This is a genomic window from Motilimonas thetidivivens (assembly GCF_046452435.1).
Lineage (GTDB): Bacteria > Pseudomonadota > Gammaproteobacteria > Enterobacterales > CBDFNC01 > Motilimonas.
This window is the reverse complement of the sequence record NZ_JBKFDK010000006.1, coordinates 129,366-154,456: the sequence shown is the minus strand read 5'-3', so window position 1 is coordinate 154,456 and position 25,091 is coordinate 129,366. Positions and strand designations below refer to the sequence as shown.

The following is a 25,091-nucleotide window of genomic DNA, read 5'->3' as shown; positions in this document are numbered from 1 at the left end:
GTCATTTCAGGACATTTGAGGAGTTATGCCAATGCAGCAAACCTACATCATGGTACTTTGTTCGGTGCCCGACAACACCGAAGCCGACAAGATTGCAACCGAGATCCTAAACGCAAAACTGGCCGCTTGTGTAACGATGCAGCCCAATGTGTATTCGATGTATCATTGGCAAGGGGAAATTAACCAAGATCGTGAAGTGCTGATGATGATTAAAACCTGCGCCACGTTATTTGAGCCCCTAGCAGAAGCCATTAAAGCAATTCACAGCTACGACACCCCTGAAATTATCGCCCTGCCGATCAGTCAAGGCGAGCCAAGATACCTAAATTGGATTGATCAAGTTACCCAGTAATTGTGTATCTTGTTTTGTTTTTATCCCAATAATTTTTCGCGTTAAGGTAGTAGTAATGAAAAAACGATGGACGGTTATTTTACTGTGTTGGCTAGTTAGCTTTGCTGTGCACAGCGCCGACCCTTTTAGCCAAGCCAATAGTAACAGTCCGTTTCAGCAGCCCAGTTTTTTACCCGTTGATCAAGCTTTTCCCTTTGCTTATCAGCAACAAGATGACGAAGTTTTTCTCAACTGGGCAGTCACCCCCGGCTACTATCTGTATCAGCATCAATTCAGCTTCAAGGTACAGGGCGCAGAGCTTGCCCCCTATCAACTCCCCAAAGGCATTGATTACCATGATGATTACTTCGGCGATGTGGTAATTTATCGAGAAGATACCGAAATCCAATTGCAAGTCGCTAACGTGCAAAAAGATGCGCAAATTACCGTCACCTTTCAAGGCTGTGCCGATGCGGGTTTATGCTATCCACCAGAAACCAAAACTATCTACCTAACCCCACTGACTGGCGACGCGAATACCGACGCAGCAGCGCCAGCGCAAGTTAATAAAGCACCAGTTAACGGGCCAAATCAGCAACCCCAGCTGGATAAGCAAAGTGCCTCTGGCTTGGCGGCAATTCTATCTCAGCAAACCTTATTAGTGAGCCTAGGGTTGTTCTTTTTACTGGGTATCGGTCTGGCTTTTACCCCTTGTGTTTTTCCTATGTACCCCATTTTGTCGGGTATTATTGTTGGTCAAAAACAGCTAAGTACCAAGCGCAGTTTTATTTTGTCTTTTACCTATGTGCAAGGCATGGCGCTAACCTATACCTTACTGGGCCTAGTGGTGGCGATGGCGGGATTAAAGTATCAAGCCGCGCTGCAGCACCCGGTTATTCTGATTAGCTTAGCCGTGTTATTTACCCTCTTGTCCTTATCTATGTTTGGTTTGTATAACTTACAGTTACCCGGCTTTATCAGTAACCGGTTAAATAACTTAAGCAACCAACAACAAGGCGGCAGTATTAAGGGTGTCTTTATCATGGGGCTGATTTCGGGCTTAGTGTGCTCGCCTTGTACCACCGCGCCCTTATCGGGGGCATTGCTGTATGTTGCCAGTAGCGGCGATATGACCTTAGGCGCCGCGGTGCTTTATGCACTTAGCTTGGGCATGGGCTTACCGCTATTAATACTGGGCAGCTCGGGCGGTAAATTGTTACCTAAAGCAGGGCCTTGGATGATGCACATTAAGGTGGTGTTTGGCTTCCTGCTGTTGAGTGTCGCCGTGGTGATGTTAGAGCGCTTTTTAAATGCCACCTTAGTTACCCTGCTATTCGCGTTATTGGCTCTTGCGCTATTGGCTTACTTAGCTTCAGCCAGTCGACGCAGTCTTAGTCGCTATAAAAATGTGCATCGTCTGTTATTGGCTTTAGCCGCGTTTGGAGTTATCGGCTACAGCGTGATACAGATCCAGCAACACCAAGCGGTGCAACAAAACCTCAAATCGCGCTTTGAATATGTGGCAAATTTGACCGAGTTAGAGCAAAAATTACAACAAGCCCAGCAACAAGAGCGCTGGGTCATGGTGGATTTTTATGCCGATTGGTGCGTGGCTTGTAAGGACTTTGAACGTGAAACCTTTGCTGATCCAAGCGTGATTGCCCAACTTGAGCAAGCCATGTTGATCCAAGCCGATGTCACGGCTAATAATGAGGCTAACCAAGCACTGCTGAAACAGCTAAACATCCTTGGTTTACCTAGCATTGAATTTTATAACCCCAAAGGCGAGCGACTTGAACAGGCTCGCGTGACGGGATTTCTCAATGCCGAGCAGTTTTTAGCGCATTTACAACAACTCGGGGTTAACTAAATGATTGACCGCATTAGCCGTATAAACCTTAACTTAATCGTAAGCTTGCATTTGTTACTGCAAGAATTAAGTGTCACCAAGGCGGCGCAGCGGCAATACATTAGCCAATCGGCGATGAGTAAAAACTTGGCTAAATTACGGGAGTTGTTTCACGACCCCTTACTGATGAAAGCCGGCAATGAGTTGATCCCAACCAACAAGGCGCTGCAACTGGCGCCCGAAGTTGCTAAGTTAGTGCAGACCATGGAAGGCTTATTTAGCCCACAAGAATTTGATCCCAGTGAATGCCGTAAAGAGTTCACCATCGCCGCCACCGACTATGTTAGTGAATATATTTTACCTAAGGCGCTGGCCGACATTTATTTGATGGCGCCGCATATCTGTATCAATGTGCAAAACTGGGATAAAGAAACCTATCAATTGCTCAAAGAAGGCAAGGTGGATTTAGGCACTACGATCCAAGATCCCAATGCCAAAGATATGCATGCCAGCCTTATCAACCGCGATTACTTTGTTTGCATCATGCGCCATGATCACCCGTTAAGTGGGAAGGCCGAGTTATCGCTGCACGATTTTGCCCAATACCACCATGCGGTGATCACAGTGGGTACGGATAAAACCACCGCGATTGATCGCGCCCTTGCTGAGCATGGCATCACCCGCAAGGTCAGATTACGGGTTAGCTCCTATCCTTCTGCGGTGAACATGGTGGCACAATCGGATTTGCTGCTTACCCTACCCTCGCATATTGCCAAACGCTTATCACAAGATCACCCCGTGACGATCAAGCCATTACCTGTGCATATCGACGAATTCGACTGTACCCTGCAATGGCATCATCGCAATCACCAAGATCCCGCCCATCGCTGGTTTCGCACCCATTTGGCTAAGCTCATTCAACAGCAAGAGCTAGATCCGCTGTCGCGTACAAATTAACCAATAAAAACTACCACCTAGCGCGAAAAGGCAAATTCCTAAATGGAATAATGACAATTCTTAAAAGTCACTCTGGTTATGACCACTTACCCCCTACACTTAGCCATATCCGTTTAACTTTGTGCTGTGTTGTATTATGTCTGAAGTGCTATTCACCTTACTTGTTATCAACTTACTTGGCATGCTAAGCCCAGGTCCAGATATGATCATGGTGATCCGCTATGGCAGCACAGGTGCTAAACGCACTACCTTATGTTGTATTTTGGGGATCATGACGGGGTTCTGTGCACACCTGTTGTTAGCTGTTTTCGGCGTGTCACTGCTGATTTCACAAGCCCCTTTGTTATTCACCGTGGTGAAATATTTAGGTGCAGGTTATCTAATCTATCTCGGCATCAAGGCATGGCGCAGCAAAAGCAAAAGCTTGGACTCTAGCTGCAAAGGCCCTATCAAAGCACGCTACGCTTATCTCGAAGGACTATTGTGTAATCTGCTAAACCCTAAGGTACTGATATTTTTGGTCGCTACCTTCACCCAAATCGTTTCCCCCGACACCTCAACAAGTAGCAAGTTATTCTTTGCCGCGACCATTGCCATTGAAGCCATCGTGGTATGGGCCTTGTTAATGAAGTTCATCTACTCTGGCTGGTTAAATAACTGGCTGCAAAAAAACCAACAACGTATCAACAAACTATCGGGCGGGATCTTAGTCGGCCTTGGCAGTTTGATTGGTATTCAGATGTCTTGATGCGTTAAATATTACATATTTGTGTGAGCTGGGATCTATACTAAAGTCTTACCACAGGGCCATCAATTGACCAAAAGTACAGTTGGTGTTAGCGTGAGGTAAATACGTATACCATCGATTAACATGGATATAACCCCATGGACACGCCTTACACTATTGTTATTGCAGATGATCATCCGCTATTTCGTAATGCCCTTTATCAAGCCGTGCATATGGCGGTTAACAACGCAAATTTACTCGAAGCCGATACCATTGACGGCCTCTTGGCGTTACTTGAACAAACGGAAGACGTCGACCTACTGCTACTTGATTTAAAAATGCCCGGTGCCAATGGCTTTTCTGGGTTAACCCATTTACGCGGCTTGTATCCCGATCTGCCTGTGGTCGTTGTCTCGGCCAGCGAAGATGAAGCCGTGATCCGCAAGGCCATTAAGCTTGGAGCCATGGGCTTTATCCCTAAGTCGGCCCCAATGAAGCAATTGGTCAATGCGTTAAATCAAACCTTAGCGGGCGACCCTTGGATCCCCGAAGGCATCGACCTAGATCAAGCCGAATCTGATCAACCCGACTTTGCCGATAAATTAGCGCAGCTCACGCCACAGCAATACCGCGTGTTAGTGATGCTCAATGAAGGCTTACTCAACAAACAAATTGCCTATGAATTAGGCGTCTCCGAAGCGACCGTTAAGGCACATGTCACCGCTATTTTCCGCAAGCTTGAAGTCAGCAATCGCACTCAAGCCGTGATAGCACTGCAACAAATGGAAGTGGAATAACCTTGATGCTCATCACTTGCTGATGAGCTTTCTTATCTGAGCCCCAAATGACTGTTATCTTATCTACCTCAGCAATTATTGATGCCGCAACCGAACTGACCCAGCGCCGACTAAATAAAACCAAAGGCCCGTCTTTGCTCCCTGAGCAACAACCGAATCACTTTGCCGATGCCTTTGCTATTGCCCGCCAAGTCAGTCAGCAATACTGCCAATTGGCTCAAACTGAGGTGATTGGCTGGAAGTGTGCCTTACCTAACGGCGAAAAAACCATTATTGGCCATTTGTTTGCCAACGAGGTTCAAAACGAAGCTCAAGTCTTACTGACGCCAACCCAAGGTGAAGCATTAATTGAGCCTGAGCTGTGTTTTACCCTATCACGCGATCTGCCGCCGCGGGCAACGCCCTACAGCCAAAGTGAAATTGATGCGGCGATTGGTTCAACCCGTTTAGCGTTAGAGCTCATTCTTAGCCGTTATCAAACGCCCGCTACAGAGAGCTTCCACGCCGCCCTTGCCGATGGCTTATTAAATCAAGGAATTTGGCTTGGCCCTGAAATTCGACCCAGTCAAGACGAAAGCTATGCTGCATTTGATTTAACCATCAACTCAACCGCGCTAGGCGAGCAAAGCTATCAGGCTAAACATCAAGACGGCCACGCCCGAGCAGGCCTGTATTGGCTGGTCAACTTTCTATCGGAGCAAGGTATTGGGCTCAAACAAGGCCAGCATATTATCACCGGCTCCTATGCCGGCGTGTTAGCTCTGCCGTTAAATCAACCCGTTCAGTTTCACTACGGTGATTTGGGTGAGTTTAGCGTCGAATTCACTCCATCAGCATAAGCTAAACAATTAAGCCTAGGCCCCATCCAAAATCGCCCTGATCAGGGCTTTTAACTTCAAAGGTTTTACAGGCTTACTTAAATAGCGATAGCCGTGATGCTTAATTTTAGCCAGCATCTCTTCTTGGCGATCAGCACTGATCACCACGCCGGGAATATCGCCGTATTGCAGCCTGAGCATATGCAAGGCTTGTAATCCGGTTTTACCTTGGCCTAAGTGATAATCACTGAGGATCAGTTGCGGCAACCAGCCACTGGCTAATAACTCTGCAGCATGATCTAAGCTTTCAGCCACTTCCACCTCACAGCCCCAGCGTCCCAGTAGCGCTTGCATCCCCGCAAGAATATCCACTTCATTATCAATACAGAGAATTTTAACGCCCTCAATACCTATGGCCGTGGCGATATTGGTTTGCTGCTGAGCGACTAATTTTGGCTCAGCTCGCGCGATCCGCACGCTAAATACGGTTCCCTTGTTGGGCCAAGAGCGCACCAGTAACTGATGACCTAATAACTTGGCCAAGCCTTTAGCAATAGCAAGACCTAAACCTAAGCCTTGCTCTTGTGCGGTTTTTGAATGATCTAACCGCAAAAACTCTTCAAAAATATCGGCCAGCTTATGCTGCGGGATCCCCGGGCCGTTATCCCATACTTGAATTTCAACCTCATTAGCAACACGGCGCACGCCCAGCAATACCTTGCCTTGAGGATTATAGCGAAATGCGTTGGTCAAAAAGTTTTGTAAGATACGCCTTAATAGCTTGGGATCCGAATAAACCGGAATATGAGCATGTTGGGTATGAAAATTCACCCCATATTCCTTGCCCAGTACACTAAACTCGGCATCCAATTGGCTTAATACATCGGTTAAATAAAAGTGCTTAGGCTTAGGCGTTAGCTTGCCCGCCTCTAACCGCGACATATCTAACAAATCACCGATTAGCTCCTCAGCTGAGGTTAATGAGTCGTCAATATGTTTTGCCAAAATCGACGTTTCAGGGGTATTCGCCATTTCGCGTAGTGATGAAGTAAACAGTTTCGCCGCATTCAAAGGCTGCATTAAATCGTGGCTAACGGCGGCCAAAAAGCGCGTTTTAGATAAGTTGGCCTGCTCAGATAACTCGGTTGCGTACATTAATTGTGAGTTTAAATGCGACAAGGCTTCGGTGCGCTCGGCCACTCGCGCTTCAAGGTTTTCATTGGCTTCTTTGAGCGCTTTTTCTGCTTGGCGAAACGGCGTGATGTCGTTAAAGGTCATCACGAAACCACCACCGGGCATAGGGTTACCTTGCATCTGAATTTCACGGCCATCAAGACGTGTGCGCGATGATTCATGTGGGGTGCCGTTGCGCATATGCTCAAGACGTTTGGCTATTTGTGATTCAATATCGCCTAAACCCAGCAAGCCTTGCTCTGCGTTATAACGCATGATGTCTTCGATTGGGCGTCCAACTTGAATAAGCTCCTTAGGGAAATTAAACAACTCGATATAACGGCGATTCCACGCTACCAGCTGTAATTGGTTATCGACCACGGAAATGCCTTGATTGATATGCTCAATCGCGCCTTGCAGTAGGCCGCGGTTAAATTGAAACAACTCAGAGGCTTCATCAACAATCGTCGCCAGCTCATCCAGCTGCATATCCCGCCCTTGTAAGGCGGAAGATAAGACTAAGCGCGCTGAAGAAGCACCAAATACACCAGCCAGTAACCGCTCGGTTAGCTCAATCAAAGAGCCCGGCGCTTGCATGTCTGGCTTAAGCGTTAAATCATTGATTCGGGCATATCGAGAAAAGTGTAATTTAACTCGGCGTCGCCCTAAAAAGCGCGTCGCCAGCATTTCTAACTCTTCAACACGCACCTTGGCTTGATAAAAGGCAACCGGATCTTTGTCAACGTTACCGACAAAAGCCGACGCTTGCATGCGCTCACTCAATGCCGGTGAGGACAAGCTAGAGCCAATAAGGTAACCCAGTAGATTGCTCAATAAGCTGAGAATGATGCCCCAGTAGGCCGGACTTAACTCAACGAAAATACCAAATTGTGGTGGCGTTAACAGCCAGATAAGCGAGTTATTATCCATGTTACCGGGTAACCAACCTAGCTCATGGCATAAAGTCAGTAACCAGAAACTAAAGCCCAGACCTAAGCCAATATACACCCCCTTACGATTCGCATTGCGCCAGAATAGTCCAAGGATAAGTGCGGGAGCAAACAAGGCGATAGCAGCAAAAGAAAGTACGCCGATGGCAGCCAGTGATTCAAGCTGGTTAAATAATAAATGCGCCCCCCATGCGAGCAGTAAGATCACCACAATCGCGGTGCGACGCACCTTGATCAGCAGATCTTTAAACTCGACAAAACTGTTTTGGCCAAAATTTTGCCGACGCAGCAGCAGCGGCAACACAATGTCGTTACTGATCATGATGCTCAGAGCAATCGTTGAGACAATCACCATGCCACTGGCGGCAGACATGCCACCAAGGTAAGCCGCGATGGCTAAATAGGGGTGGTCTAGTGCCATTGGCAAACTAATCACATAATGATCTGGGCTGACATCACTGCCTAACCAAAGCTGCCCAGCCATAGCAAGGGGTAACACAAACGCGCCCATCGCCAATAAATAAACCGGGAATAACCACCGCGCCCAATGAATATCTTGGCCTTGGCTATTTTCTACCACGGTGACATGAAATTGGCGCGGCAAACACACCATAGCAAATGCGGCAAGCAAAGTGAGCACTAACATCTCAATGCCTTGGCCCCAACTTAATGCCGTGGCATGTTGACTAAAATAGGTCGTGACCGGTGCCGTAATGGCCTCGGGCGCGCTGTAAAAAACGTAAGCTGCAAAAATCCCCACGGCGACAAAGGTAACAAGCTTAACTAAAGATTCAAACGCCACCGCAATCACCATACCACGATGATGCTCGGTAATATCAATTTTGCGGGTACCAAATAAGATGGTAAACATGGCTAAGGCAAGACTTACTAACAGTGCCATCAGCCCAGTATTATCGGTATTGTAAGGCGTGCTCACGGTAGGTGTGCCCAGCAAATCTAAGCCCATCACAATAGCGCGCAACTGCAAGGCGATGTAAGGCAAGATACCGATAATGGCAATCAAGGTGATCACCATGGCCAGCTTTTGAGACTTGCCGTAGCGGGCTGCAATAAAGTCGGCGATGGAGGTAATATGCTCGCGCTTGGCGATCAAGATGATCCGCCCGATCAGCTTCCAACCTAATGTAAAGACTAAGATAGGACCTAAATAGATAGGGATAAATGACCAAAAATCGGTACTGGCTTGACCCACGGTGCCAAAAAAAGACCAAGAGGTGCAATAAACGCCAATCGACAAACTATAGATGAGAGGCTGCCATTTTAAGCGCTTAGTAGTGCGCCGATCGCCAAGCCAAGCAATTAAAAACAGCAGACTTAAATATGCGACCGACACCGGCGCGACTAACCAGCCAAGATCCATGGCAAACCCAGTTGAAGAATATTTTTGCTATTGTTATGAAAGCGTTAAATCAAAACAAGAGGCAAGTGCTCAGAGTTAGATCTGACGCCGACGAGTTAACCAAAATACCGGCAGTGCAAATATCGCCATTAACCAAAAAACCTGCCCTTGCCAACTTGGGTATAAGTAGCCGGATACCCAAGTCAAAATCGCGGTCACTAAACCAAGGGCAATTGCCGAATAGAGGGCTTGTAATTGGATCGCGAATTGCGGCGGCGCTTCTTCTGAAATATAACGAATTGCCGCAATTTGCGCGGCGGCAAAGGTGATAGCATGTAAAGACTGAGCAAACACCACTAAGGCTAGCTCGCTAGTGAAGGCTAACATACTCCAACGCAGGGCGACGCCAACTCCCGCCAACATAAACAGCTGACTGGCTCGCCAGCGACCAAACCACTTACTGGCAATCGCCATTAAGCAAACTTCGGCCAACACCGAACCCCCCCACAAATAGCCGATGGTGGTTTCGCTGTAACCAACGCTTTTCCAATAAATAGAACTAAAACTGTAATACGCAGCATGGCTGCCTTGAATACAGCTGGTGATCACAATAAAACGCACCACGCTGGGCTGTTTTAGCACTTGCCATAAAGGCAAAGAGACACTGCTTTGCGACAGAGTATCTTGCGGTAAGGTGACAGGCTTGAACCAAGTCATCAATACCAACGCCAGCAAACTGGCTAACATGGCATAAAGAATAATCGAGTGGTCAAAGCGGGTAATTAAACCGCCCAAAATACTCGAAGAAATGATAAAACTGACCGAGCCCCACAACCGCACCTTGCCATAATCAAGGCGAATTTGGCTGACCCATTTTGAAGCTAGGGCATCACCCAACGGCATTAACGGCGAGATAATAAAATTAGCCAGTAAGGTGCCCAGCGCCAGTAAGATAAAGCCTTGTAAAAATAAAAACAAAGCAAAACACGCCAAGGTAAAAAAGCACAGATAGCGGATCGCAGGCAGCAGTTGGCTCTCTTTTTTGACTCTAGGCACGATCAACAAACTGGCAAAGCAGCGCAGCAATAACCCCGCCCCTAACACTAACCCAATTTGCCCCGGCGTTAAGCCCTCCCCCTCAAGCCAAAGCGCCCAAAAAGGTAAAAAAATGCCCCAAGCAAAGAAAAACAAGGAGAAAAAACCGGCAAGCCAAAGAGGAGAAGATAAAAAAGGCACTTAATGGACTCTGAAAAGGATAAGTGCCTTTATTGTAGTGATACAGTTAAGAATAGTAAATGTTACAAGCATGAACCTGGTGTGCATACTTCCCATGCATCAGCTATCCAGCTGGGATCTGCTATGTCAGTATTGCCTAGACCATGGTTAGCGTGATCTCGACATTTGGAACCAGCCTTACATTTATATGTTACTCCATCGTGCTTAACTAAATCGCCTTTAGCATAGAAGTTATTTTTAGCGGGTGCAGAAGAATCATAAGGCTCATACGCAGGTGGCACAAACGAAGGTGAAAGAGGATTCACACTGTCATCCAGTGGATTTTCTGTGCCTGAGCCTGGGTTATTCTGTACATATAAATTATCAGAGGTAAAAGCACTCACAGGACTGATAGCTGATTTTAATTCAATGGATTCTGAATCTCCATGCAACCCCGTCCAATTTACATTCACTTTCAACTCATATAGTTTGTTAACTGCAGTAATCCCCTGATTAGGGCTAGAAGTAATTACCGAAGGTACAACCTGCCGTTGAAAAGTAGTAAAACTAGCCGAAGTAGATTGAGGTAAGTAATTTAAAGAAGTAGCAGTAGCTGAACTAACACTACTAAAACTCCCAATCCCGAAACTTCTTAAATCATCAAAGGTTTCTTGTCCGACTCTCAGTGCAACGAGGTGCTCTTCAGCTTCAGCACTTTTTACACGCATGTGCTTTTGCAGGGAAACTATGCCAGAAACCCCCACACTCACGACTAACAGAGCAATCAGTATCTCAATTAAACCAATACCTGCTTGAAATTGTTTTAACTTAGACATCTTCCCAGCCTCCCGACATCCAAAATGCCTCTGCGTAATCACCTGTCGGCCTACCAGTGATATAATCTGGCTGATAATTAATCGTTACCGAGCCACGAAAAGTGAAGGTATATTTATAATCCACCACTAAAGCCCCATTAATCTCCGTAGAACCATCACCAAGAACAAACTTCGCTAAATCACGGCTATTTGTCCCCGTTAAAGGCGTATCATCAACAGCATCCGTATTTGTATTTAGTGCATAAACAAGACCATACGCTTTCGAAAACTCCGCATTTCCATTGTGAATAATCAATGTCACTGGATGAGCTTCCGACCCTATGATAGCGCCGCTAGCATTGCAGTCCCCCCTAACCCAAATAGTAGAGTATATTAATGAGTCAGCTTCTATGGTTGAACAATCATCAACCACGTGTACATCAGTGCGTGCGCGATAGAAGGTATACGCATCCCTACCTTGATTGAAATAGCGGTAAAAGTTATCACCACGTACATCCGAATTATCTGTGTTAACTGAAGAGGTGGTTGCGGAAGACCCATTAACAATATAGTCCTCACCACCAGTAACAACCGATTTTGAATTGCCATTTGCATTAATGAATGCCGCAGCCTCAAAAACAGGTGTTCCCGCGGCCACTAATGGAGCCTCAATAAGGATCCCTCCTATATTATGTCGAGCCACACGGGAAATTGTTTTTGTCGTACCATTTTTCCCCTTACCAACCGACGTAATTAAGGCGGCACCTTGCCCCGAACCACCTGAAGCAGCAGGGTAATCTTCAATTGTAACAGTGTATAAATCACTGCGAGCTGTGCTCACATACACTTTGTTTCCTGCCGTATTGGTTGAAGATGTGAAGTTTACGGTAGCATTCTTCCAACCATTACTATTTATGATACTCAGTCCGTGGTCTAAACCAGCTTCAGCGTTAACATAAGCTTCACGATATCGGTACTCGTTTTGCGCAATCTTACTTTCCATCAATCTGGATTTAACGCTAAAAAAAGTAAAGCTAGTCGCCGATACTAGAAGCAATAATGTTACGGTTAATGCTGCAACACCATGGTTATATTTAGGTAACGAACGCCTCATCATTGAAACATCTCCATATTTCGAACCTGAACATGAGACTCAAGTTTTTCTGTGACAGTCTTAGAGCCCAAGGTAGTTTGACCTTCTAGGGTGATTTTAACCACCCTCATTCTTGAATAGACCGATGTAGAAAGTAATGAATTCTCAAACTTTAGATCGCTGATCGTTATAAAATTAGGATCTGTGATAGTCTCCCAAGTAGTGCCATCGCAATTTGTAGGGTAGTTAACGTAACTGCTATTTGTAGTCATTTGGATAGCACCACTGCTCAATCGATATCCAAAGTGCTCGTTTGAGCCGATATCACCACCTGATTTATCTAAATCGTAGCGAAAGAGAATACAACTGCTGGGCTTGCTACCATGGTCTAAAATCGCTGTTGATATTCCTGCAGATACGCTGACTACTGTACCATCGGGTTTTGTAGTTGTAGTATTTTCTAACCACATAAATTTATTCGGACCCGACAAGGTACCTAACGCATAAGATATCGTATCCCCTCGATACCCCGCGCGGCGAATATCAGACTCCATTAAATGCATGACCGCTTGCAAGTCGGTTTTCATACGGGAGTATTTGATACTGTTGATGTTATTGACGATGCCGCTGACGTAAAGGCTAGAGATCATGGCGATCACTAAGGTGCCCAGTACCAGGGAAATCATCAACTCAACTAATGAGAAGCCTTGCTGTTTGTTTAGATACATTCCTTGTAACCTAATCCTACATCGCCAACTTGGCAGATTCGAACCCGACCACGAATCGACGTGATCACTTTTAACTCTTTATGCTGTGCGTTTTCGATGCGAATAGTACCTGCATTTGCGGTTAAACGCACGGGCGAAAATTTAACGCGACGATTTACGAAATTGACTGGTTTAGGGTCTGGCAATTGTAAACTTTCACCATCAATCCAGTCGGCACTGGTGTCCTGTCCATTTAAGGTACACGAGTTAGCCGTATAACAGTCGCAAGGCTCTTTATTACTTAAGGCCGTTCGCCACTCATCGCCATTTTGGCAGAAAAATAAATAGATGGCTTCATTTCGCTTCAGAGCCAAACTTTGCGCATGCTTGATTTGGCTATAGGTTGCTTCAGCAACGGATTTGAGGTTTTGATCTTGTATTAGCCCCCGATAGGAAGGGAGGCCAACGCCGAGTAAGACGCCGGCAATAGCCAGTGCAATCAATAACTCAATGAGATTAAAGCCATCTTGCCTAATTATTTGCTTATCCATTATACCCACTCAAAGCTAATTTTTTAAAGATGAACAAAAAACAACCACGATATCTGGATCACAGTTTAGTAAATGAATAAATAGATTTATCACTTAAACCCAATATTAGTGATTTAATTGTCATTAATGTGATCAGACTAAAGTCTGGCTAGGCAAGCTCATTTAATTAGCTAAGCTGGAAAAATGACATTTGGTGATTGGAGTAAGCTGTGGACGAAATCGTAAACTTCACCCTTAGCCCTTTTAATATGTTGACCAAATATCAGCAAAAGCTGTTTAGCGATAGTTTAGATATCATCTACTTACCAGCGAAAAGCCACTTCTTGCATCAAGGTCAATTGGCGTCGAGCTTTTACATTATCGTAAAGGGATTAGTTGAAGAATTCAGCGCAGCAAACGGCACCTTATTTGCGCATTACACCCATGATGATTTTTTTGATATCCGCAGCCAATTTGGCAGCCCATGCAAACATGATTATCGCACCTTAGAAGAAACCATTTGCTATACCCTGCCCACCGAGATTTTCCGAGAACTAGTCAACAGTAATAGCGAGTTTGCCGACTATTTTCAGCGCGATCTGGCGCAAAAATATGCCCAACTTGAAGCCCGCGAAGGCAATAAAAACCTCGCCGAGTTTATCCTCACACGCATTGATGAATCCAACTTACAACCTGCCATGGTGATTGGTGCTGATGTCAGCCTATTTCAAGCCACGCAAATGATGCTGGAGCAAAAGCTAGAAACCTTGATTGTTGAGCAAGATGGCCTCTATGGCATGTTAACAGGCACAGATTTGCTCAAGGCTTGTGTACTTGACGGTGTCGAGCGAACGGAAGCGGTGGCTAACTTTGCTAATTATCGATTGATAAGTATTGAATATGGCGATTTTCTCTTTAATGCCATGCTGGCCATGACCCAACACCATATTGAGCGGGTAGTGGTAAAACGCGGACCGAGTATTGTTGGCATCATGGAAATGTCCCATGTGCTGAGCTTGTTTTCGACTCACTCCCATGTGGTTGCCCTACGCATCGCTCGTGCGCAAACCATAGATGAACTAAAAGCGGCCGCCGAAACCCTTAATAACCTAGTAGAAAACCTCACTAATAACGGCATTAAAATCGTCTTTATTATGGAGCTGATGGCGACCATGAATGGTCAAATCATGGAGAAATTATTTCAGCTCTTGGTTCCAGAGGAAATACGTAGCCGCGTCTGTCTCATGGTGATGGGCAGTGAGGGGCGCGGCGAACAGATCCTTAAGACCGACCAAGATAACGGTCTGATCATCGAAGATGGTTTAGATTGGCCCGAACAAGAACAAATACTTAATGAATTTAGCCAACATTTACTTAGTTTTGGTTACCCGCCCTGTCCGGGTAACGTCATGGTGAGCAATCCGGCTTGGGTGAAAAGCCAAACCCAATGGCAGCAGCAAGTCGACACTTGGATAGCAAAAGGTCAGCAAGGTGACACTAACAGCATGATGCAATTAGCTATTATTAACGATGCCCATGCCATTACCGGAAACAAAGCCTTGTTAACCCCAATCAAACAACAAATCTTAACCGGTTGCCATGATAGAGAGTTGATGCTATCTCAGTTTGCCCGCATCGCCCTCACCTTCGCCACCCCATTAAGTATTTTCGGTAACTTGAAAAGCAAGGATGCTGAGCTGGATATTAAAAAAGGCGGGATCTTTACCTTGGTTCATGGCATTCGTTCACTCGCTATCGAACAAGGCATCCTAGTAAATAACTCCTTTGCGCGGATCCGAAAACTGATTGAACTTGGGGTGCTAGAGCCTAAACAGGGTCAAGACTTACAAGAAACGTTGCAACTATTCTTCTGGCTCAGATTAGAGCAGCACATAACACCAAGTAAACGGGGAATTAATTTGCTCGATATCAATCAGCTCACCCCCAATGAACGCGATTTACTCAGGCACGGACTTCATGTGGTGAAAAAGTTTAAAAGCTTTTTAGCCCATCACTTTATGATCCGTGATTACTAACGATAAGCCTTATTGACTAACATGCATTTAGCCAGACTACTACGACCATTTGATAAACGCAGAGCCAAGCAAACGCCCTTTACTGATATTTTTGCACCTTATCACGGCGATGAGCTGATATCGCTCGATTGCGAGACTACAAGCCTAGATCCAAACAATGCGGAAATCATTACCATAGCGGCGGTAAAAATTAAGCAGCAACAGATCCTGACATCACAAAAGCTCAGTATTAAGATCCAACCAACAGCCCCGATAAATGCCGATTCCATTGCGGTGCATCAAATCCGCAATCAAGATATCGCAGGCGCCATGAGCATAGAGCAAGCCTTGCCTATCATATTAAACTTTATCGGTAATCGCCCAATATTGGGCTACTTTATTAAGTTTGATCTGGCCGTTTTAAACCGATTTATCGAGCAAACCTACGGTTTTCATCTGCCCAACAAACCGGTCGAGCTGTGCCATGTGTACTACAAAAAGGTCAACACTTATTACCCCGATGCGTGGCTAGATCACAAATTTGAAACCTTAGCAAAAACCTTAGATATTCCGATCATGGGCCGCCATAGCGCCCTTGGTGACGCAACCACAGTGGCGCTCATGTATCTACAACTCACTTACGGCAAACGACCCGAGCTAATTTAAAATTTAAAATTATCAATCAGTTAATTTACCCCTTTGATTGCCTATTTAAACTCAGCGTGACCTTTATCAACAAAATGTTACAAAAATTAATATTTAGTTGAAGCGCTTCACATTACTTTAACCTTTCCCCCTCTATGATGTTGACCAAGATAGTAAGCCTCGGTTTTATATGCCGTTAGCCAAAGGTCTAATTGTTAAAAACCCTTTTTTATTCGAGTTTAATAATTATAAATGTTCAGGCTAACGCGCATCCCTACACATTTTGAAATGCGGTTTAGCAAACTGATAACAATTCCCTTCAAGGAGTGATAATGAGTGATTTAAAGGTCTATCCAGTACAAGAAAATATTGCCAAAAATGCATTGATTGATGATGCGGGCTACCAAAAGATGTACCAAGAATCCATCGTTAACCCAGAAGCCTTCTGGCGTGAGCAAGGTAAAATTGTCGATTGGATCACTCCCTACACTAAGGTTAAAAACACCTCTTACGATCCTGGCCACGTTAACATTAAGTGGTTTGAGGATGGTCAGCTAAACGTATCTGCTAACTGTATCGATCGCCACCTAGCAACACGCGGTGATGACGTTGCTATCATCTGGGAAGGTGATGATCCAGCTGACGATAAAAAACTAACGTATAAAGAATTACATAAAGAAGTTTGTCAATTTGCTAATGCACTTAAATCTCAAGGCGTTAAGAAAGGCGATGTAGTATGTTTATACATGCCTATGGTGCCTGAAGCGGCGATTGCTATGCTGGCTTGTACTCGCATTGGTGCGGTTCACTCTATCGTCTTTGGTGGTTTCTCGCCTGACGCACTAGCGGGTCGTATTATCGATTCAAATTCATCGATTGTGATCACCTCAGATGAAGGTCTGCGCGGCGGCCGAGCAGTGCCACTGAAGAAAAACGTCGATGAAGCATTGGCCAATCCAAATGTAAACAGCATTGAAAAAGTTATCGTATTAAAACGCACCGGTGGCGTTATTGCATGGCAAGAAGGCCGTGACGTTTGGTGGCACGATATTACAGCAGATCAACCGGTTGAGTGCGATCCAGAGCCAATGAATGCTGAAGATCCGCTGTTTATTCTGTACACCTCCGGCTCAACCGGCCAACCTAAAGGTGTGTTGCACACTACAGGTGGTTATCTCGTCTATGCGGCGATGACTTTTAAATATATTTTCGATTATCAACCTGGCGACATCTACTGGTGTACGGCTGACGTGGGTTGGATCACCGGCCATACTTATTTAGTTTACGGCCCACTTGCCAACGGCGCTGCAACCATTTTATTTGAAGGTGTGCCAAATTACCCAAGCACAGCGCGCATGAGCGAAGTGGTGGATAAGCATCAGGTAACTATTTTATACACAGCGCCTACGGCTATCCGTGCGCTAATGGCCAAAGGCGATGAAGCCACCGCAGGCACCTCACGCACCTCATTGCGCATTATGGGGTCGGTAGGTGAGCCAATTAACCCAGAGGCATGGGAATGGTATTACCGCGCTATTGGTAACTCAAGTTGCCCTATCATGGATACTTGGTGGCAAACCGAAACAGGCGGTATCTTGATCACCCCACTACCAGGTGCAACCGCTCTGAAGCCAGGCTCAGCGACACGCCCATTCTTTGGTGTACAACCGGCACTGGTTGATAACGAAGGCAATATTCTCGATGGCGCCACTGAAGGCAACCTCGTAATGCTAGATAGCTGGCCAGGTCAAATGCGTACCGTATTTGGCGATCACGAGCGTTTTGAGCAAACCTACTTCTCAACCTTTAAAGGTATGTACTTCACCGGTGACGGTGCTCGTCGTGACGAAGACGGCTACTACTGGATCACAGGTCGTGTTGATGACGTATTGAACGTATCTGGTCACCGCATGGGTACCGCAGAGATTGAAAGTGCGTTAGTGGCTCACCCTATGATTGCAGAAGCAGCCGTAGTAGGTGTACCACATGAGATTAAAGGCCAAGGCATTTATGCTTATGTCACCCTAAATGCAGGCGAAGAGCCAACACCTGAGCTTCATGCTGAAGTGAAGCAATGGGTTCGTAAAGAAATTGGCCCAATCGCTACACCTGATGTTTTACATTGGGCTGAAGCGTTACCTAAGACACGCTCTGGTAAGATCATGCGCCGGATCTTACGTAAGATCGCAACCGGTGATACCAGCACTTTAGGTGATACATCTACCCTAGCGGATCCTTCAGTGGTTGATAAACTGATTGAAGAAAAAGCTAAGGTAGTATAAAAGGGTATTGAAAGCATAAAAAAAAATTCCATTCTACACTCGCTTGCCGGCTTTCTAGCCGGCTTTTTTTTAGCTAAAGAGTGAAAAATTGAGTGGTAAAACCATGATTTAAATAGCTTTACCATTAAGATACAAATATATTCAAGCTTTCTTTAGTCAAAATCATCATGCCTTGATCTTTGTCTATGTTTGCCCGAGTTTCCGGCAGTTGTGACAAGGATCCCGTACAGAGAAAATCGATCTATGTCAAAAAAATGCAAAGTGCTACTGCTTAACGGGCCTAACCTCAATTTACTCGGTAAACGTGAGCCTGAAATATACGGTGCACAAACCCTAGACGATATCGTTGCCGATCTTAGCCGTTTAGCCGAGCAGTTCGATTTAGCGCTGGATCATTTGCAATCTAACCGCGAGTACGAGTTGATCGAAAAGATCCACCAAGCCATGGGACAAGTGGACTATATCATCATCAACCCAGCAGCCTTTACCCATACCAGTGTGGCATTACGCGATGCCTTATTAGGGGTCAACATTCCCTTCTTTGAAGTACACATTTCCAATGTGCATGCCAGAGAAGCTTTCCGTCACCACTCTTATTTAAGCGACAAAGCCACAGGTGTCATTTGTGGCTTTGGTAGCCAAGGCTACGAATTTGCATTACGGGCAGTGGCGCAAAAGCTGACTAACCAGAGCGTTGGATAAGTTATATCGTATGATTAATCCGCAAAAACGCGGTGAATATGTCCCTATACGCTCTGCGTTTTCATCCCTGAAAACGAAGTTGTGCTACTTATTCATACGATATACATCAGCTGGCTTCATTGACCAGAATTGAGGTTAACTAAGTAAAAAATCAAAAAACTACCCATTTGGGTAGTTACATTAAAATCAAAAACTTGTCATTATTCATCTCGTGCTTACGGTCTACAGTTACACAGCAGTGTGAGAGCGGTTGTGTAATCCGTACTTTACGCCATTGACACGAGAGAGCTAATTGGCGATTGCCCGACAATGTCGGGCTTTTTTTTTCTCTATAGCCTTATGATATGCTGAGCCTTCCTTCTGTGTTAGAAGCAACTAAGATGCCCTTGTCTATTCAACATAACGAATTCCTCACTACAGCTAGCATCAATAACTTTACTGGCTATTTCAATGATCGCCAGCAAGAAATCCATGCTCAACAAGCATTATGGCCCAGCCAAGCCCGGGCTTTGCGTATTCCGTTAATCATCTTTTCTCTGCTGATTGTTGGCGCCGGATACTTAGATTTTATCCATTATCAATTAAGTCTACATTTCTGGGCCATATTTAGCTTACGTCTGTTGCTAGCCGCCTTAGCGGGATGCATTTATAAACACAGTTTTCAGCGCCAAAAGCCCCCTAGGTTTGATTTACTGATGGGGATCTTTCAGTTCTATATTTTATGTTTCTTTTTTGCCTTGTTTTATGATCGCTGGTTTTTAAGCGGCTTAACTAACGTGTCTGAAACTTTTTATACGGTTTTGTTTATCAGCTATCCGTTATTGGCTTGCTATGTGTTTCCTAGCCGGTTATGGACATCACTGCTGCACAGCATCGCGGCTTTCATCATTTATGTAGCCATTTTGATCATGCTTCCTGAAACTCAGCTGCGCTATCATGTTACTGAGCTTATCACTGGCGAATTTTTTGTTTATTACGCTTATCACTTAATGAGAAGCCGCCACCAAGATCAACGTCAAGTCCTATTGTCCCAGCAGCGTCAGCAGCAAAGCCTTGCTCAAGCGGTTAAGGCCAGCCAAGATAAATCGCGCTTTATTGCCGCCACTAGCCACGACTTACGCCAACCACTGCATAGCCTAGGTATTTATAACGAATTATTAAAACAGCAACACCCTACCCCTTATGCTGATGAACTGCTGACCAAATCGAGCCGAGCAATAGACTCACTTAGTCAATATTTTGAAGCCCTGATCGATATTTCTCGCCTCGACAGTGGCACCCTAAAACCCACTTGTTATCACTTTCAGCTTGCTCCATTACTCATAAAAATAGCAGCCGATCTTCGCCCGTTGGCGCTGCAGCATAATATAACGCTTAAGGTGATACCAAGCGCTCAAGTGGTCTATAGCGACCCTAGCTATCTTGGCAAAGTCATTGAACAAGTGCTTAAAAATGCCCTGATCCACAGTAAAGCAACTAAGGTCATCATGGGGGCGCGCAGACGTAAAGGACGACTCGAGCTGCAAATTTGGGATAATGGCCAAGGCATACCACAAGATAAATCTGAGACTATTTTTGATGAGTTCAGCCAATTAGCTAATCCGGAGCGCAATAGAAATAAGGGTTTGGGGCTTGGCTTAGCACTGGCGAAAAAGATATCGAACTTATTAAAGCTGCAACTAACTTTGGTTTCTAGGCCAAATCACTTTACGGTATTTAGTCTGCAGCTTCAGTATGGGGATAAGCAACAGCTGATCAACACCAAGCCTAAGCCCAAATATGAACAAACCTCACCTCAACACAGCATACTGTTAGTGGATGACGACGAGATGGTACTGGAAGCCATGATCTCGATGTTAGAGAGCTGGCAATATCAAGTCGTTGCTAGCACATCGCCAGAGCAAGCCATTGAACTTGTTAAAACCAATAAAGTTGACGCGATAATCAGTGATTACAACTTACCTGGCCAATATAACGGACCTCAGCTGCTCACCCTGTTTAATCAGCTCAAAGGAGCGCCATTACCCGCCATCATTCTCACGGGGGATATCAATATTCCGGTTCGCCATAGTGATGAAGAAACGGGATATCTGTTACTGCATAAGCCAGTAAAAGGGGCTCAATTACGTATGGCCCTCAATAAGCTATTGATGAAGCAAAAGGCTTATGCCCGATGAAGCGGTAACAACCCTAACTCATTGGCGCGAGTGACAGATTCGGTGCGATTAGACACGCCAAGTGCCTTATAAATGCCCCGCAGATGAAATTTCACTGTGTCTTCTGAGATATTTAATATATCGGCCACTTTTTTATTGGGGTAACCCTTAGCCAACAACTTGAGCACATCCAATTGACGTGAAGAAAGAGTGCAACTGACTCGCGCTTGTTCGTTCGCTTTGTGCTGCATCAGCTCAACCGCTAACGATTCCGGAACATGGATTTGCCCCATCGAAATGTCTTCGATGGCACAAAGTAATTTTTCTGGTGGGTAAGATTTAGGTATAAATCCCATGGCTCCAGCATCTAACGCATCAGAAATCTGGGCAATATCTTCAGAAGCCGATACCACCGCCACGGGAAACAACATATCACGCGCATCAAGCGCCCGAAGCATGCTAAAACCATCCATTTCAGGCATGGCAAGGTCGATCAAGATAAGATCGGGTTGCTCACTAGTTAGTTGGGTCAATGCCGTAACAGCACTGTCAAAGGTTACCACCTCAGCTCCCGAATTTTGCAGCATCAACTCCATGCCATGCAAAAACAAATGGTGATCATCTATGATGGCTATTTTAATTTTCATACTTTCCCATTAGTTCCTTTTCTTATCTTTTTTCTAATTTAGAATCATAAGGATAGGCAGAATTACTACTTTAGACTGAGCAACCAAGTAAAAAACCACCGCAACAACCTTGGCCAGATCACATTTCTACGACTAAACTTCGCTTTAGTTGCAACATTTTTTTAACACCAATTTGAGATATTGTGAAGTATGAGATGAGCTAATGCTTTCATGAAAATCATACTTTACAACTAGCTTTGATGCCTCAAGGAGAACAATGGCCAGTAACGCATTAAGCGAACGACCTTAGCAAATTAAGTGACACCCTGTATTAGTTGTTAACAAACAACAAGCTGCATTGCAAACATAAATGGAGACGTTTTATGCTAAGCAAGATGACCTATGAATTACTTCCTATGACTTACTTAGTGGCAGGTGTAGGCAGTATCTCTATGCTAGAAACCAGCTATGGCATCATTGCCGGCACTATTCTCTATTCAGTTGGCGCGTTGGTTTGGGTAATGCGCTCCAACTATCGTCGCACCGATCAGCGTCGCCAGCCAAGAAGAAGTTTGTTTCTCCTTCCCGAATGGTTGTATGAGTTTATACCATTTTTACTTATTGCCTGTGCAGCCTTTATTATCCAGCTTTCCCATCAATTTGCAGCCACGATTGCAGCGACACTGCTTACGCTTTACGCTATGCATAAACTGTATTTACGCTACCAACACCGCCGTCACGAATGGCAAGAGCTCAGTATTTATGCGCCATCTAAACGAACTGCATCACGAAATGCAAATTTACATAAGTAACCTTACTGTGAAGCAAACGGGTTAATTTATACCAAAATCGTTGCAATCATTCAGGTTACTTTGCTGGGCAAAGCGGCGATGTTACCATTGTCGCCATCTAAACCGTAAAAATCGGTCATTATTTGCCTACTTGAGAAAACATCATGCCATGGATCCAACTTAAACTTAATGCGACTTCAGACACCGCCGAGCCAATCGGTGAGCTTTTACAAGATTCAGGCGCCCTTGCCGTCACCTTTCTAGATGCTCATGACACCCCTATTTTTGAGCCTTTACCCGGTGAAACCCGACTTTGGGGTAACACAGATATAGTCGCTTTATATGAAGCAGAGCAAGATCTCTTTCCTATCGTTGAAGCCCTTAAACTGCATCCAATTATGAGCAAAGATTTCGCTTGGAAGATTGAACAGCTTGAAGATAAAGATTGGGAACGAGAATGGATGGATAATTTTCATCCAATGAAGTTTGGTAAGCGTCTATGGATATGCCCAAGCTGGCGCGACGTACCCGATCCTACCGCGGTAAACGTGATGCTAGATCCCGGCCTTGCTTTTGGCACCGGAACACACCCAACCACACATCTTTGTTTAGAATGGTTAGAAAGTTTAGATTTAGCCGGCAAGACCGTTATCGACTTTGGTTGTGGCTCAGGAATTTTAGCCATTGCGGCATTGAAACTTGGAGCCAGCAAGGTTATTGGTATCGACATCGACCCACAAGCCATCACAGCTAGCCTTGATAATGCACAGCGTAATCAGGTTGCAGATAAAATTGAGCTATACCTTGCCAAAGATCAACCTCAAGGACTACTCGCCGATGTGGTGGTCGCCAACATTTTAGCTGGCCCATTACGCGAGCTATTTGACCCCATTAGCACCTTAGTTAAACCAAACGGTGTATTAGGCCTATCTGGCATTTTAGAACAACAAGCCGATGAGCTTAATGCCGTCTACCAAGCTAAGTTTGAAATGGCAGCGCCAACCATCAAAGATGAGTGGGCACGTTTGTCTGGCACAAAAATCTAAGCAAAACCGCACCCTAGTCGCCCAAGGCAGAGCCTAGCTGCTCTGCCGCAAGGTTGAAACACTAAAAACAAGGTCTTTTGCAAGTGTTTTTTTTGCAAAATGTCTATTTATTAACCTTTCCTCTGACGACAAAAATGCGTACACTACGCCGCCCATGTGAGAGGTAAGTGCGTTTCATGCGGATTGCAGAGTATATTTTAGACAACCCAGTTATTCTGGCACCGATGGCAGGCATCACAGATCGGCCATTTCGTCAGTTATGCAGAAAATACGGGGCTGCCTTGGCAGTTTCGGAAATGTTGTCGAGTAATCCATTAGTCTGGGAAACCGAGAAATCGAAGAACCGGATGGATCATGAAAATGAATCTGGCATTAGCGCTGTGCAAATTGCAGGATCAGACCCCAAATTGATGGCTGCTGCGGCAAAAGAAAATGTCGCCAGAGGTGCGCAAATCATCGATATCAATATGGGCTGCCCAGCTAAAAAGGTGAATAAAAAGTTAGCGGGTTCCGCTTTAATGCGCGACCCAGACTTGGTCAAAGCCATTTTACACAGTGTTGTCGATGCAGTTGACGTCCCTGTAACGTTAAAAATACGTACAGGTTGGGATCCTGAACATCGCAATGGCATTGAAATAGCGCAATTGGCGCAAACTGCAGGCATTCAATCTTTAGCCGTGCACGGACGAACTCGTCAGTGTATGTATAAAGGTCAAGCAGAATACGACACCATCAAGGCTATCAAGCAAAGTGTCACTTTGCCGGTAGTAGCGAATGGCGATATTACCAGTCCAGAAAAAGCGAAAGCTGTACTGGAGTACACAGGGGCAGATGCTGTGATGATCGGCAGAGGAGCCCAAGGTCAGCCTTGGATCTTCCAACAAGTCGCTCATTTTTTAAGTAGCGGAAAACATCTGGCACCGCCAAGCCGTGACGAAATTGCCGCTAACTTACTTGAGCATGTATCGCAATTACATGAATTTTACGGTGAACTTAAAGGTGCCCGCATTGCACGTAAACATGTGGGCTGGTACCTAAAAGAACAACCGAATACTGAAGATTTTCGTAAAAGTTTTAATACCTTAGAATCTGCCTCGGCACAACTTAAGGTATTAGAAGAATTTTTCATGCATTAAACTAAACCAAGAAGAGCTGATATCATATGTTCGAACAAAACACTTCTTCTGAAGCGCTAATCACTACAACCAGTGTTCCTGCGACAGGCCAAACGACTCAACGCCCACTTCGTGATTCTGTACAACAGGCTCTCACGAACTACTTTGCTCAATTAAACGGCCAAGACGTAACCGAGTTGTACGACCTAGTGCTTTCTGAAGTAGAAGCGCCTTTATTAGATGTTATTATGCAATACACTCGTGGTAACCAAACCCGTGCAGCTAACATGATGGGTATCAACCGTGGCACACTTCGTAAGAAGCTTAAAAAATACGGCATGAACTAATCAATCAAGCTTAATCGCTTGTCTTTTTAAGGGCTTAACTGTGA

22 protein-coding genes are annotated in these 25,091 nt (G+C 45.2%); 15 read left to right on the top strand and 7 right to left on the bottom strand.

Features of this window, described 5'->3' with window-relative positions; translation table 11 throughout:
• The first annotated feature begins 31 nt into the window (after positions 1-31).
• From cutA to ACK8OT_RS06830, 6 genes are all read left to right on the top strand, one after another.
• Entirely contained in the window at positions 32-352 is a 321-nt protein-coding gene (gene cutA, locus ACK8OT_RS06855) for a divalent-cation tolerance protein CutA (RefSeq protein WP_410195752.1), read from the top strand.
• Positions 353-407: 55 nt separating this feature from the next.
• Entirely contained in the window at positions 408-2,201 is a 1,794-nt protein-coding gene (locus ACK8OT_RS06850) for a protein-disulfide reductase DsbD (protein ID WP_410195751.1), read from the top strand.
• Positions 2,202-3,137, top strand: a complete 936-nt coding sequence (locus tag ACK8OT_RS06845; protein ID WP_410195750.1) for a LysR family transcriptional regulator — start codon at positions 2,202-2,204, stop codon at positions 3,135-3,137. It abuts the gene before it with no gap.
• A gap of 136 nt (positions 3,138-3,273) precedes the next feature.
• Positions 3,274-3,885 carry a LysE family translocator gene (locus ACK8OT_RS06840; protein ID WP_410195749.1) on the top strand — a complete coding sequence of 204 codons (612 nt, stop codon included), beginning with the start codon at positions 3,274-3,276 and terminating at the stop codon, positions 3,883-3,885.
• A 137-nt stretch (positions 3,886-4,022) separates the two neighbouring features.
• The gene (locus ACK8OT_RS06835; RefSeq protein ID WP_410195748.1) at positions 4,023-4,661 is read left to right on the top strand and encodes a response regulator; all 639 of its coding nucleotides are present in this window, start codon (positions 4,023-4,025) and stop codon (positions 4,659-4,661) included.
• 47 nt (positions 4,662-4,708) lie between these two features.
• Entirely contained in the window at positions 4,709-5,500 is a 792-nt protein-coding gene (locus tag ACK8OT_RS06830) for a hydratase (RefSeq protein ID WP_410195747.1), read from the top strand.
• 15 nt (positions 5,501-5,515) lie between these two features.
• On the opposite strand, the gene ACK8OT_RS06825 is transcribed toward ACK8OT_RS06830, so the two are convergent.
• The 6 genes from ACK8OT_RS06825 to ACK8OT_RS06800 all read right to left on the bottom strand — a co-directional run bounded on the left by ACK8OT_RS06825 (position 5,516) and on the right by ACK8OT_RS06800 (position 13,343).
• The gene (locus tag ACK8OT_RS06825; RefSeq protein ID WP_410195746.1) at positions 5,516-8,983 is read right to left on the bottom strand and encodes a hybrid sensor histidine kinase/response regulator; all 3,468 of its coding nucleotides are present in this window, start codon (positions 8,981-8,983) and stop codon (positions 5,516-5,518) included.
• 75 nt (positions 8,984-9,058) lie between these two features.
• A complete protein-coding gene (locus ACK8OT_RS06820; RefSeq protein WP_410195745.1) occupies positions 9,059-10,198 on the bottom strand; it encodes a 3-phenylpropionate MFS transporter in 1,140 nt (379 codons plus the stop codon).
• Between the two features lie 62 nt (positions 10,199-10,260).
• Complete coding sequence (locus tag ACK8OT_RS06815) at positions 10,261-11,013, bottom strand: hypothetical protein (protein WP_410195744.1); 753 nt, start codon at positions 11,011-11,013, stop codon at positions 10,261-10,263.
• Positions 11,006-12,109, bottom strand: a complete 1,104-nt coding sequence (locus ACK8OT_RS06810) for a hypothetical protein (RefSeq protein ID WP_410195743.1) — start codon at positions 12,107-12,109, stop codon at positions 11,006-11,008. Before ACK8OT_RS06810 ends, ACK8OT_RS06815 begins: the two co-directional genes overlap by 8 nt.
• Positions 12,106-12,813: a prepilin-type N-terminal cleavage/methylation domain-containing protein gene (locus ACK8OT_RS06805; RefSeq protein ID WP_410195742.1), complete on the bottom strand. Its 708-nt coding sequence runs from the start codon at positions 12,811-12,813 to the stop codon at positions 12,106-12,108. Before ACK8OT_RS06805 ends, ACK8OT_RS06810 begins: the two co-directional genes overlap by 4 nt.
• Positions 12,804-13,343 (bottom strand): GspH/FimT family pseudopilin, encoded by a 540-nt coding sequence (locus ACK8OT_RS06800; RefSeq protein WP_410195741.1) that lies wholly within the window; start codon positions 13,341-13,343, stop codon positions 12,804-12,806. Before ACK8OT_RS06800 ends, ACK8OT_RS06805 begins: the two co-directional genes overlap by 10 nt.
• 209 nt (positions 13,344-13,552) lie before the next feature.
• Here ACK8OT_RS06800 and ACK8OT_RS06795 point away from each other — a divergent pair, with 209 nt between their 5' ends.
• From ACK8OT_RS06795 to ACK8OT_RS06775, 5 genes are all read left to right on the top strand, one after another.
• A complete protein-coding gene (locus ACK8OT_RS06795) occupies positions 13,553-15,358 on the top strand; it encodes a DUF294 nucleotidyltransferase-like domain-containing protein (protein WP_410195740.1) in 1,806 nt (601 codons plus the stop codon).
• A 21-nt stretch (positions 15,359-15,379) separates the two neighbouring features.
• Positions 15,380-16,003 carry a 3'-5' exonuclease gene (locus ACK8OT_RS06790; protein WP_410195739.1) on the top strand — a complete coding sequence of 208 codons (624 nt, stop codon included), beginning with the start codon at positions 15,380-15,382 and terminating at the stop codon, positions 16,001-16,003.
• A 311-nt stretch (positions 16,004-16,314) separates the two neighbouring features.
• Positions 16,315-18,264 (top strand): acetate--CoA ligase, encoded by a 1,950-nt coding sequence (acs, locus tag ACK8OT_RS06785; RefSeq protein ID WP_410195738.1) that lies wholly within the window; start codon positions 16,315-16,317, stop codon positions 18,262-18,264.
• Positions 18,265-18,507: 243 nt separating this feature from the next.
• A complete protein-coding gene (gene aroQ / locus ACK8OT_RS06780) occupies positions 18,508-18,966 on the top strand; it encodes a type II 3-dehydroquinate dehydratase (RefSeq protein WP_410195737.1) in 459 nt (152 codons plus the stop codon).
• Between the two features lie 344 nt (positions 18,967-19,310).
• Positions 19,311-21,143: an ATP-binding response regulator gene (locus tag ACK8OT_RS06775; protein ID WP_410195736.1), complete on the top strand. Its 1,833-nt coding sequence runs from the start codon at positions 19,311-19,313 to the stop codon at positions 21,141-21,143.
• Here ACK8OT_RS06775 and ACK8OT_RS06770 read toward each other — a convergent pair.
• A complete protein-coding gene (locus ACK8OT_RS06770) occupies positions 21,131-21,769 on the bottom strand; it encodes a response regulator transcription factor (protein ID WP_410195735.1) in 639 nt (212 codons plus the stop codon). The genes ACK8OT_RS06775 and ACK8OT_RS06770 overlap by 13 nt on opposite strands.
• Positions 21,770-22,131: 362 nt before the next feature.
• Here ACK8OT_RS06770 and ACK8OT_RS06765 point away from each other — a divergent pair, with 362 nt between their 5' ends.
• From ACK8OT_RS06765 to fis, 4 genes are all read left to right on the top strand, one after another.
• On the top strand, positions 22,132-22,560 hold the full coding sequence (locus ACK8OT_RS06765) for a hypothetical protein (RefSeq protein ID WP_410195734.1): 429 nt from the start codon (positions 22,132-22,134) through the stop codon (positions 22,558-22,560).
• A 143-nt stretch (positions 22,561-22,703) separates the two neighbouring features.
• Positions 22,704-23,585, top strand: a complete 882-nt coding sequence (prmA, locus tag ACK8OT_RS06760; RefSeq protein ID WP_410195733.1) for a 50S ribosomal protein L11 methyltransferase — start codon at positions 22,704-22,706, stop codon at positions 23,583-23,585.
• Between the two features lie 176 nt (positions 23,586-23,761).
• On the top strand, positions 23,762-24,721 hold the full coding sequence (gene dusB / locus ACK8OT_RS06755) for a tRNA dihydrouridine synthase DusB (protein ID WP_410195732.1): 960 nt from the start codon (positions 23,762-23,764) through the stop codon (positions 24,719-24,721).
• A 26-nt stretch (positions 24,722-24,747) separates the two neighbouring features.
• Positions 24,748-25,047 (top strand): DNA-binding transcriptional regulator Fis, encoded by a 300-nt coding sequence (gene fis / locus ACK8OT_RS06750; RefSeq protein WP_233072658.1) that lies wholly within the window; start codon positions 24,748-24,750, stop codon positions 25,045-25,047.
• The last annotated feature ends 44 nt before the right edge of the window (positions 25,048-25,091 follow it).